Origin of the sequence: Gemmatimonas sp., from assembly GCF_044376735.1 — a bacterium.
In the GTDB taxonomy this organism is placed as follows: Bacteria; Gemmatimonadota; Gemmatimonadetes; order Gemmatimonadales; family Gemmatimonadaceae; genus Gemmatimonas.
The window spans coordinates 1-10,542 of record NZ_JBILKJ010000092.1 but is presented as its reverse complement, the minus strand read 5'-3'; the positions used below and the strand labels follow the sequence as shown (position 1 = coordinate 10,542).

The 10,542-nt window shown below is 66.7% G+C and carries 11 protein-coding genes; 8 read left to right on the top strand and 3 right to left on the bottom strand.

Annotation, left to right across the window (positions count from 1 at the left end):
• The 3 genes from secY to map form a co-directional block, all read left to right on the top strand.
• A partial coding sequence (secY, locus tag ACIRA7_RS11760; protein ID WP_396221035.1) for a preprotein translocase subunit SecY occupies positions 1-1,228 on the top strand: 1,228 nt, incomplete at its 5' end.
• Positions 1,229-1,233: 5 nt separating this feature from the next.
• Positions 1,234-1,875: an adenylate kinase gene (locus ACIRA7_RS11755; protein ID WP_396221034.1), complete on the top strand. Its 642-nt coding sequence runs from the start codon at positions 1,234-1,236 to the stop codon at positions 1,873-1,875.
• Positions 1,875-2,657 (top strand): type I methionyl aminopeptidase, encoded by a 783-nt coding sequence (gene map / locus ACIRA7_RS11750; RefSeq protein ID WP_396221033.1) that lies wholly within the window; start codon positions 1,875-1,877, stop codon positions 2,655-2,657. The genes ACIRA7_RS11755 and map overlap by 1 nt, the downstream gene beginning before the upstream one ends.
• On the opposite strand, the gene ACIRA7_RS11745 is transcribed toward map, so the two are convergent.
• From ACIRA7_RS11745 to ACIRA7_RS11735, 3 genes are read right to left on the bottom strand one after another with little or no spacing between them, the layout of a single operon-like run.
• Positions 2,658-3,047: a carboxypeptidase-like regulatory domain-containing protein gene (locus ACIRA7_RS11745; RefSeq protein WP_396221032.1), complete on the bottom strand. Its 390-nt coding sequence runs from the start codon at positions 3,045-3,047 to the stop codon at positions 2,658-2,660.
• Entirely contained in the window at positions 3,044-4,573 is a 1,530-nt protein-coding gene (gene ftcD, locus ACIRA7_RS11740; protein ID WP_396221031.1) for a glutamate formimidoyltransferase, read from the bottom strand. Before ftcD ends, ACIRA7_RS11745 begins: the two co-directional genes overlap by 4 nt.
• Before the next feature lie 2 nt (positions 4,574-4,575).
• Positions 4,576-5,406, bottom strand: a complete 831-nt coding sequence (locus ACIRA7_RS11735; protein WP_396221030.1) for an inositol monophosphatase family protein — start codon at positions 5,404-5,406, stop codon at positions 4,576-4,578.
• Between the two features lie 50 nt (positions 5,407-5,456).
• Here ACIRA7_RS11735 and trpS point away from each other — a divergent pair, with 50 nt between their 5' ends.
• The 5 genes from trpS to ACIRA7_RS11710 form a co-directional block, all read left to right on the top strand.
• Positions 5,457-6,464, top strand: coding sequence for a tryptophan--tRNA ligase (gene trpS / locus ACIRA7_RS11730; RefSeq protein ID WP_396221029.1), 1,008 nt, complete (start codon positions 5,457-5,459; stop codon positions 6,462-6,464).
• A gap of 194 nt (positions 6,465-6,658) precedes the next feature.
• Positions 6,659-7,969 carry a type IV pilus twitching motility protein PilT gene (locus ACIRA7_RS11725; protein WP_396221028.1) on the top strand — a complete coding sequence of 437 codons (1,311 nt, stop codon included), beginning with the start codon at positions 6,659-6,661 and terminating at the stop codon, positions 7,967-7,969.
• 50 nt (positions 7,970-8,019) lie between these two features.
• On the top strand, positions 8,020-8,919 hold the full coding sequence (locus ACIRA7_RS11720) for a dihydrodipicolinate synthase family protein (RefSeq protein ID WP_396221027.1): 900 nt from the start codon (positions 8,020-8,022) through the stop codon (positions 8,917-8,919).
• A gap of 7 nt (positions 8,920-8,926) precedes the next feature.
• The gene (locus tag ACIRA7_RS11715) at positions 8,927-9,430 is read left to right on the top strand and encodes a DUF456 domain-containing protein (RefSeq protein ID WP_396221026.1); all 504 of its coding nucleotides are present in this window, start codon (positions 8,927-8,929) and stop codon (positions 9,428-9,430) included.
• Positions 9,431-9,506: 76 nt separating this feature from the next.
• Positions 9,507-10,542 (top strand): adenylosuccinate synthase (locus ACIRA7_RS11710; protein ID WP_396221025.1); only part of this gene is annotated, 1,036 nt, incomplete at its 3' end.

The window sequence follows — 10,542 nt, the reverse complement described above, 5'->3', positions numbered from 1 at the left end:
CATCACGGCGCCCGGTGTCGATGTCCAAGCGCTGACGGACTACTTCACCCGCCAGCAGGGCGGTGGCCTTCTCGGCCTCTACGACATGTTCGTGGGTGGTGGTCTTTCCCGCGCGACCGTCTTCGCACTCGGCATCATGCCCTACATCTCGTCGAGCATTTTCGTCCAGATTGCCGGGGCCGTGCTGCCGAACGTGGACAAGATGCAGAAGGACGAAGAAGGCCGGAAAAAGTTGACGCAGTACACGCGGTACCTCACGGTCGTGCTGGCGCTGATCCAGGCGTATGGATTTGCGTTGTTCACCACGTCGTTGCCGGCGGCCGTATCGCGTCCGGGTCCGTGGTTCACGATGCAGATGATGCTCTTCCTCACCACGGGCGCGATCTTCGTGATGTGGCTGGGTGAGCAGATCACCGAGCGCGGTCTGGGGAACGGAGCGTCGTTGATCATTTTCTTCTCGATCGTCGAACGCATGTGGCCGTCGATCTTCCAGTCGTTCAACTTCGTGTCGACGGGCGCCTTGCCGGTGCTCTCGCTCGTGGTGTTGGCGATCCTGATGGTCGGCGTCGTCGCCGGGGTCGTGGCGATTACGGTGGCGGCGCGTCGCGTCCTCATCCAGATCCCGCAGCGCACCATGGCACGTGGCCGTCAGCGTGAGGCGGCGCGGAATTTCATCCCGCTCCGCATCAACACCGCGGGTGTGATGCCGATCATCTTCGCACAGTCGGTGATCGTGATTCCCGGGGCGATCGCGCAGTTCAGTGGTAACGCCAAGGCGCAGGAGATTGCGGAGCTGTTCAATCCGCAGGGGCCGAATCCGTGGTTGTACTTCATTCTGTCGGCGGTCCTGATCCTGCTGTTCACGTACTTCTACACGTCCATCATTTTCAATCCGGTGGATTTGGCGGAAAACCTGAAGAAGCAGGGCGGGTTCGTGCCGGGCATCAAGCCCGGCGCCAAGACGGCGGAGTATATCGAAACGGTGGTGGAGCGTATCACGCTACCGGGTGCGATCTTCCTCACGGCGATTGCCCTGATGCCGATCGTGATCGCGCGCCTGATCAACGTACCGTTCGCTTTTGGCGGTACGTCCCTGCTCATCGTGGTCGGCGTCGCACTCGACACGATGGCGCAGATGCAGCAGCACCTGCTGCTTCGCAAGTACGACGGCTTCATGAAGAAGGGGCGCGTACGCTTCCGCGGCCGTCAGGCGACACAGGGTTTCTAGGAAACATGATCATTGTCCTGCTTGGACCGCCTGGTGCGGGCAAGGGGACTCAAGGCGAGCGGCTTGCCGCTCGCCTTGACGTTCCTAAGATCGCCACGGGCGATGTCCTTCGCGCCGCGGTACGTGACGGCACGCCGCTTGGCCTCGCGGCGAAGGCCGCCATGGATCGCGGCGATCTGGTCCCCGATGACGTCATCATGGGGATCATGAAGGAAGCACTGGAATCGCCGACGGCCGCGAAGGGCGCGATTCTCGACGGTGTCGTGCGTACGACGCCGCAGGCCGAAGGGGTGGCGGCCATGCTTCAGGGTCTCGGCCGGCAAGTCGATGCCGTGCTGCTGTTCGACATCGCGGAGGATGAGCTCGTGCGACGCCTGAGTGGGCGGACCACGTGTGATGCCTGTCAGCGACCGTTCTTCGGACGGCAGCCCGGGGAGGCCTGTGAGGTCGATGGCAAGATGGGGACGCTCGTGCGCCGCCGCGATGATGAGCCGGATGCGGTGCGCAAGCGGCTTCAGGTGTACCGTGATCAAACCTCGCCGGTGATCAGCTGGTACGAGCAGCATGGCCCGCGGGTGGTCCACATCGATGCGATCGGATCGCTCGAAGACGTCGAGGCCCGCGCCCTGCAGGCGCTCGGGTATTGATGGCGATCGGCGGCTCGGCCCCCGCTACGTTGCTCAAGTCACCGCGCGAGATCGACATCATGGCACGCGGTGGCGCACTGCTGTACGCCACGCTGCAGCACATGAAGGCGCACGTTCGTCCGGGCATCAGCACCGGCGAGCTCGATACGCTCTGCGAAGCATTCATTCGCTCGCATCCCGGGGCCGAACCTGCGTTCAAAGGGCTGTACGGATTTCCGGGCAGCGCCTGCATCTCGATCAACGAAGAGATCGTTCACGGCATCCCCTCGCGGAAGCGCGTGCTGCACGAGGGCGACATCGTGAAGCTCGATTTCGGCGTGAAGCTCGAAGGCATGTACACCGACTCGGCGATCACCGTGCCCGTTGGGGAAATTGACGGGCCGACCGCGCGCCTACTGGACGTGACCAAGCGTTCGCTCGATGCCGGTATTGCCGCGGCGACCGCTGACAACCACGTCGGTGACATTGGCGCAGCGATTCAGGCGGTCGTCGAGGCCGCCGGATTTTCCGTGGTGCGTGAGTTGGTTGGCCACGGCGTGGGCTTCTCGCCGCACGAAGAACTGCAGATTCCGAACTTCGGTAAGCCGAAGCGGGGAAAGAAGCTCAGCATTGGCTTGACGATTGCCATCGAACCGATGGTGAACGTCGGCACGGCGAAGACGAAGACGCTCAGCGACAAGTGGACTGTGGTGACGGCCGACGCCAAGCGTTCGGCGCACTTCGAGCACACGGTGGCCATCACCGAGCACGGACCGCGCATCCTCACGCAGCCGCTCGGGTAGCTAGCGCTTTCTGGCGAGTGGGATGCTGAGCGACTTGTCGGCACCGCACGCGATGTCCGCCGTCCGCGTCGCGCTGGAATAGCCTGGGAGCGACACCGTGAGCCGGTAGGTGCCTGGGCGCAGTTCGAAGGTGGTGCCGAGGGCGGCACTTACGCGTACACTGGAGCGCTCGTTTTCGCCTTCAATGCGAACGAGCGCTTCGGTCGTTTCGGGAACGGCGGGTTGCAGCATCAGGAGTAACTGCAGCTTGCCGACACCGTTCGCGGCGGCGCATGCCGACGGCGCCGCGGGGGAGGCGGCGGCGCCAGCGGGCGTACCAGGCGCCGCGTGCGCGCAGGCGGTGACCAGCAGCGCGCCGCCGAGTAGGCGGGCCGATTGCTGATGGATCATGAAGGTACCATGGCGCGCTCGGCCGCGGCTTCGGCGACACCGACGTGTAGCGCCGCGGCGTCCAGGCACGCGCGCGCCTCCGCGGTGAGTTGGGCACCAGCTGGCGCGCCCTGCTGATCGAGGGCGGCCACATTGATGCGCACGTTGAGCACGGCTCCCTTGCAGGCCGCTTCGGCCATGAGGGCGGCGACGCACGCATCGGTGACAGCGTTGCTGTTGCCCAGTTCGGCGACGGTGGCCGCAATGTCCGCCACCCGCACGGCCAGCTGCGCGGTTTCAAGGGGCACGCGCGAGGCGAACAGCAACGCGTCGCGCACGGCGTCGGCGCGTGCGACAGCGTGCGCGGGCTCCTTCGACATGGTGTAGGCGGCCCGCACCCGTTCGTACGCATCGGCATCGCGCTGCACGAGCTCGGAGAGCTGGCGTCGCAGCGTGGAGGCCTCGATGGTCAGCTGCTTCATCTGGTCCTCGACGCCCGCGTATTTCTTCTTGCCGATCGTGAGCCCCGCGACCATCTGCGCGAGCGCCGCGCCCAACGCCCCGACGTGGGCGGCGACGCTGCCGCCGCCTGGTGTGGGTGACGCATCGGCGACGCGCGCCATGAAGTGCTCGAGCGCCTCGCCACCGGCGACAACGTCGCGGACCTTGGTTTCGAGGAGCATCGCCTTGGAGAATCCGCGCAGCTGCACGTGCCGGGCGCCGGCCTCGAGCAGCACGCGCTCGGGGACCAATCCGACGATCTCGCTCCAGGTGGGCGCCACGCCGTGTGCGGCGGCCTCCGACTTCACGGCCTCGAAGACGCGATGCAGCGGCGTCTTCTCCGTATCGACCAGATTCATCGATACCTGTGCCTGCCCGTCGACTTCCAAGCCGAGTCCCTTCACATAGCGTAATCCGCCCGACGATCCACGGATGGCCTTGGCGACGTCCTTGGCAACGGGCAGGTGCGTCGCGTCGCCAAGATAGACGTTGTAGGCCACGAGAAATGGGCGGGCCCCGATCGCGGTCGCACCGGCGGTGGGATGGAGCTCGCTTGCGCCGAAGTCGGGCTTTCTCGCGGGATTCGTACGGATGTCGTCGCGCAGCCCCTCGAATTCTCCGCGACGCACGTCGGCGAGATTCTCGCGCGCGGGCGTGGTGGCGGCACGCTCGTAGAGGTAGACGGGTATGCCCAGCTCGGTGGCCACCCTCGTGCCGAGCTCTCGGGCGAGGGCGACACAGTGTTCCATCGTGGCGCCCTCGAGCGGGATGAACGGCACCACGTCGGTGGCCCCGATACGCGGATGCTCACCCCGATGCGTGGTCAGATCGATGCGCTGCTGCGCGACCGTCATCGCCGCGAAGGCGGCCGGGACCGCCGCCTCGAGCGAGGCGACGAAGGTGATCACCGTGCGATGATGCGATGGGTCGCTGGAGACATCGAGCACGTGGGCACCAGGGGTACCCGCGATCGCGTCGCGAATCGCGGCAATCACCACCGGGTCACGGCCTTCGGAGAAATTCGGGACGCATTCGACGAGAGACACGATCAGGCGGGGTAGGGGGCGGAGACGTCAGCGTCGGTCAGCATGCCAAGGAACCACTCGTGAAGAATACCGTTGCTGGCGACGATCGGCCCACCCGTGAGCTTGGCGTCGCGTCCGTCGAGGTCCGTGACGCGGCCACCGGCTTCCCGCACGAGCAGGACGCCGGCGGCGAGGTCCCACGGATTGAGGAAAAGCTCCCAGAATGCATCGAAGCGTCCACGGGCGACGTCGGAGAGGTCGAGCGCGGCCGACCCCGCACGACGGACTCCGGAGACGATCGGCATGAGTCGCCGGAGCTGCCGAAGATAGTGGTCGGCCTGGGAGACGTCCTTGAAGGGGATGCCGGTGCCGATGAGGGCGCGGGCCGGGGTGTCCGTGGTGGAGACCAGCAGGCGGCTGCTGTCCACGAAGGCGCCGTCGCCGGCGGTGGCGTGCAGTACGCCGCCGCGGGCGACGTCATGCACGACCCCCGCCTGCGGCACCCCATCGACGGCGATGCAAATGGAGACGCCGTAGTTGGGGAAGCCGTGCAGGAAGTTGGTGGTGCCGTCGAGCGGATCGACGATCGCGACCAAGCCCTCGTCGGGGCGCGCGTCGGCGGTGAGCTCCTCGCCCACCATGCGGATACCGGGAATGCGCGCCGTGATGATGTCCCGGATACGTTCTTCGGCCCCGATGTCGACCCGACTCACGAAGTCGGTCGCGCTCTTTTCCTCCCACGCCAGCGTGCGATGCGACCTCGCTTCTTGTGCGATGAACTGCGCGGCCGTGTCGGCGGCTGCGATGGCGGCGTCACGCCAGTCCTGGCGCTTCGGGTGTGCGAACAGCGGCATGCGGTGCGATCTGCGTTGCTGGAGAAAATCACGGCGGGTAGCTTTGAAGGATGGCACGCATCTTCAGTGGCATCCAGCCTTCGGGCGAACTCCATATCGGCAATTACCTCGGCGCCGTCAAGAATTGGGTCCAGCTTCAGGAGACCCATCCCGGCGCCGTGTTCTGCGTCGTCGATTATCACGCGATCACGGGGACGTACGATCCGGCGGTGCTGCGCGCACGGCGGTGGGGGATGGCCAAGTCTCTGTTGGCCGCTGGCATCGATCCGGCGAAGGCGGCGCTGTTCATGCAGAGTGACGTGCCGGAGCACACGGAGCTCTCGTGGATCTTCACGACGCTGACGCCGCTTGGCGATCTCGAGCGGCAGACGCAGTTCAAGGACAAGTCGTCGAAGATGGAGAGCATTCCGGCCGGGCTGCTCATGTATCCCGTGCTGCAGAGCGCCGACATCCTGCTGTATCGCGCCGATTCGGTGCCGGTGGGCGAAGACCAGATCCAGCATCTCGAGCTGGCGCGCGATACGGCGCGCAAGTGGAATGCGAAGTTCGGGCAGGAATACTTCCCGGAACCGAAGCCGTTGCTCACGCCGACGCGCCGCATCATGGGGCTCGACGGCCAGGCGAAGATGTCGAAGTCGCTCGGGAATACGATCGGTCTGATGGAGACTGATGACGAGATCTGGGCGAAGCTACGTCCGGCGATGACCGATCCGCAGCGCGTCCGCAAAACCGATGTCGGGCGCCCGGAGGTGTGCAACATCTTCCAGCTGCACAAGGCGTTCAGTACGGCGGAGACGGTCGCGCATGCCGACGAGCAGTGCCGGACGGCCGGGTGGGGGTGCATGGATTGCAAGAAGGTGCTACAGGAGAGCGTAGTGGGGGAGCTCACGCCGATCCGGCGTCGTGCCGAAGCGCTGGACGCCGAGCCGCAGCGCGTGCTCGACGCGCTGGCCAGCGGTGCGGCGACGGCGCGTGGCATCGCGCGCGAGACGATGCGCGAGGTGCGCGGCTACATGGGGCTCGACGCGGTCGCCATTCCGACCGGGATCGGCGCGTAATCCGCGTGTGCGCGGGGCAGGGGCCGGCGGACTGACGGTGCCCCGTGAGTTTCTGGCGCGCCGCTTCGGCCGTTGCTCCCGGCCCGGGCAATCGTCGTCCACTTGGCGCAGCGCGCGCTGATCTCCGGGTGGACCTCGATGCGGGCGTTGGATCGGGGCCGTTCGTCTCTTCGTGGCTCCACTAACCAGACATCGTGGCGATCGAGCGAATCCTCAAGGCGGCCGTCGAGCGTGGTGCGTCCGACGTGCATATCAAGGCGGGCGATGTGGTGCGCGCGCGCATCAACGGACGCCTCGTGGTGCTGACGAAGCAGGCGCTCGCGGCTGAACAGACGCGCGCGATCGCGTTGCACTTTCTGGTGTCGGACGCCGATCGCTCCACGGTCGACACGCTGCAGGACCATGACTGCTCCTGGTATTCGCCGGGGATCGGCCGTTTTCGCGTGAACATCATGCGGCAGCGCGACACGTACTCCATCGTGATGCGCGTGATCCCCGAACATGTGCCGACCTTCGCGTCGCTCAAGCTCCCGTCGGTACTGGATCGCATCGCGCACACCGAGCGCGGGATGGTGCTGGTGACCGGGGTGACGGGTTCCGGCAAGTCGAGCACGATGGCGGCGCTGGTGCACGCCATCAACGCCTCGGACGAGAAGCACATCCTGACGCTCGAGAACCCGATCGAGTTCATTCACGCCGACCTCAAGAGCTCGGTCACGCAGCGTGAAGTGGGCATCGATACCGACAGTTTCCGCATGGGCCTGCGGGCGGCGCTGCGTCAGGATCCTGACGTGATCCTGATCGGCGAAATGCGCGATGCGGAGACGATCGACACGGCGATCAAGGCGGCCGAAACCGGTCACCTGCTGATCTCGACGCTGCATACGCCCAATGCGCAGAGCACCATCCTGCGCATCGTGGCGATGTTCCCGGCGCACGAGCAGGCGGTGGCGCGTATGCGCCTGGCGGAGTCGCTGCAGGCCGTGGTGTCGCAGCGCCTGTTGCCGCGCGCGAACGGACAAGGGCGCGTGGTGGCGTGCGAGGTCATGATCGTGACGTCCATGATCCGCGATCTGATTATCGAGGGGAACGTCGGCGCCATCCACGACTACATCGCCGACGGTGCGCAGTACGGCATGCGCACGTTCGATCAGCATCTCACGGAACTGGTGCACAGCAACGAGGTGACGTTCGAGGTCGCGAAGGCGGCCTCGACGAACCCGGCGGACTTCGAACTGGGGTTCCACATCGGCAGCAACCAGGCGTCGCTGTCGGCCGAAGCGCGTCGCAACGGCGCGCGGCCGACCGGGAGCGCGAGGGCGGTATCGCAGGGTATGCGTTCGGTCGCGACGCCGAGTGGATTTGGGGCGAATCCATTGGGGACCGGTGCGATCCTGCCGCCGATCCGGACGAGTTCGACGGGGCATCCAAAGGTGCCGAGTGCGAATCCGCTGGAGCCCGAAACGGGGTTCGGGAGTGGATTCGAGAGCCTCTTCGGCAGTTGATGCCAGGCGTTGGAGAAACGGGAATCCGGGCGACGGATTAGATTGCCTGGATGCCGAACACTCCCATTGGTGGGCTCATGGTGCCCGCCGCCTCCTGCTTCACCGCGACGGGTGATCTCGACCGCGCCGCGTTCCAGTCCAACATCGATGCGTACGTCGGCCATGGCGTCGACGGCGTGCTCGTGGCGGGTTCGAGTGGCGAGTCCGCCCTGCTCGACGATGCCGATCGCCGCCACCTGCTGACGTGGGCACGCGCGCGTCTGTCCGACGATCAGTGGCTGCTGGCCGGCGTGGGCAGCGAGAGCACGCGCCAGACGATTTCCCGCGCGCACGACGCGAAGGATGCGGGCGCGACCGCCGCGCTGGTGATTTCGCCGCATTATTTCCTGAAGCGGATGACAGAGCCGGCGTTGCTCGCGCATTTCCGCGCCGTCGCCGACGCCAGTCCGCTGCCGGTGCTCCTGTACAACATGCCGGCGTATGCGCATCTGGTGCTGAGCCCGGCGTTCGTCCACGAGATGGCGCAACACGAGAACGTGATCGGGATGAAGGACAGCGCGGGCAACATTCCGGTGCTCACGCAGTATCTCGAAGCACAGAGCCCGACCTTCCGGGTATTGACGGGCAGCGGCGCGACGGTCGTGCCGGCGTTGGCGGCCGGCGCGTCGGGGGCCATTCTGGCGATCGCGCTGTACGCCGGTCCGCTGGTGCGCCAGATGGTCGACGCGTTCCACGCGGGTGACGTGGATGGTGCGACGGTGCTGCAGGCGCGGCTGGCGCCGCTGGCGACCGATATTGCCGGGGCGATGGGTCCGGCTGGCATCAAGGCGGCGCTGGATCTGGTGGGCCTGAACGGCGGGGCGCCGCGCAGCCCGCTGCTGGCGGCGACGGCCGACGAAGTGGCCATCGTCCGGGCGCGACTCGAAACAGCGGGGCTGTTGCCGGCGTAGGTCGGCTATGCTTGCCCTGATCCTGCTTGGCACCGCCCTCGTGGGTGGTTTGGTTCTGATCCCGTTCGGCTTGCCCGGGCTGTGGGTGATGCTGGGGTCGGCGCTGCTGCACTGGGTGCTGATGCCGCAGGGGGGCGTTGGTCTGTGGACGTTGGCGGGCGCGGGCGCGTTGGTGGTCGTGGCTGAGGTGCTCGAGTTCACGATTTCGGCGCGCTACACCCGGGCGTACGGCGGATCGCGCCGGGCTTCATGGGGCGCTGTGCTGGGTGGCCTGGTGGGGGCCGTGGTGGGCATTCCCGTGCCGGTCGTCGGTTCCCTCGTCGGCGCGTTCGCTGGCGCCTTCGTGGGGGCGCTGGTGGCCGAGTTGACGGTGGCCAAGGGCGCGCGGGGGGCGCCGGTGCAGGTGGCCACGGGCGCGTTGGTCGGGCGTGTGGTCGCCGCCGCCGCGAAAGTGGGAATCGGGGTCGTGGTCGCCGTGTTGGTCATGGCGTCGGCGGTGGTCGGGAGCTAGACTTCCTCAACGCCCCGCGGATCGTCCGCGGGGCGTTTTTTGTGCGCGGCCGCAGGGCCGCCGGAGACCGACTCGCATGTTCGATTCGACGACGCGCACCGTCGTAGTGGTAGGCGCGCAGTGGGGCGATGAAGGGAAGGGCAAGCTGGTGGATGTCCTCGCCGAGAAGGCCGACTGGGTCGTCCGCTACCAGGGCGGCGCCAACGCGGGGCACACCGTGCACATCGGCGACAAGTCCTTCATCCTGCACCAGATCCCCAGCGGCATCCTGCACCCCGGGGTGCGGTGTGCCATCGGCAATGGCGTGGTCATGGATCCGGAGACGTTGTTCACGGAAATCGACGAATTGATCGCCGACGGCGTGGACGTGGAAGGGCGGCTCTATGTGAGTGAGCGCGCGCATCTCGTGATGCCGTACCACAAGCTGGTGGACAAGGCGAGCGCGGCGAGCAAGGCGATCGGGACGACCGGTCGCGGTATCGGTCCGGCCTACGAGGATAAGGTGGCGCGCCGCGGCGTGCGGGTGCTCGATCTCCGGAATCCGGGTCGACTTCGCGAACTCGTCACGGCAGGCGTCGAGCGCGCCAACGCGCAGCTCGAGCGGTCTGGCTCCGATCTGCGGGCGTCGGTGGACGAGACGATTGCCGTGCTCGACGCGCTGTCGCCGCGGTTGCTCGGTCTGGCCGACGACGTGGGGCTGTGCGTCCATCGGGCGATCAAGAGCGGTGCGGCGGTGTTGCTGGAAGGCGCGCAGGGCTCGATGCTCGATATCGATCACGGTACGTATCCGTTCGTGACGTCGAGCAACACGACCGTGGGTGGCGCGGCCACGGGCGTCGGCATTTCGCCGATGTTCCTGCAGTGCGCGCTTGGTGTGGTGAAAGCGTACACGACCCGCGTGGGGCACGGCCCCCTGCCGACGGAGTTCGCGGAGCCGCTGCAGAGCCAAGTGCGCACGTTGGGGCACGAGTTCGGGGCGACGACGGGCCGAGCCCGTCGCTGTGGCTGGTTCGACGGCGTGGTCGTGCGGTACGCCGCGCGCGTGAACGGCCTGACCGCGCTGGCGATCACGAAGCTCGACGTGCTCGACACGCTCGACGAACTGCTGGTGT

Coding starts and splice junctions, on each gene's coding strand:
- ACIRA7_RS11755 (WP_396221034.1), top strand. CDS start 1,234: ATGATCATTGTCCTGCTTGGACCGCCTGGTGCGGGCAAGGGGACTCAA.
- map (WP_396221033.1), top strand. CDS start 1,875: ATGGCGATCGGCGGCTCGGCCCCCGCTACGTTGCTCAAGTCACCGCGC.
- ACIRA7_RS11745 (WP_396221032.1), bottom strand. CDS start 3,047: ATGATCCATCAGCAATCGGCCCGCCTACTCGGCGGCGCGCTGCTGGTC.
- ACIRA7_RS11735 (WP_396221030.1), bottom strand. CDS start 5,406: ATGCCGCTGTTCGCACACCCGAAGCGCCAGGACTGGCGTGACGCCGCC.
- trpS (WP_396221029.1), top strand. CDS start 5,457: ATGGCACGCATCTTCAGTGGCATCCAGCCTTCGGGCGAACTCCATATC.
- ACIRA7_RS11720 (WP_396221027.1), top strand. CDS start 8,020: ATGCCGAACACTCCCATTGGTGGGCTCATGGTGCCCGCCGCCTCCTGC.
- ACIRA7_RS11715 (WP_396221026.1), top strand. CDS start 8,927: ATGCTTGCCCTGATCCTGCTTGGCACCGCCCTCGTGGGTGGTTTGGTT.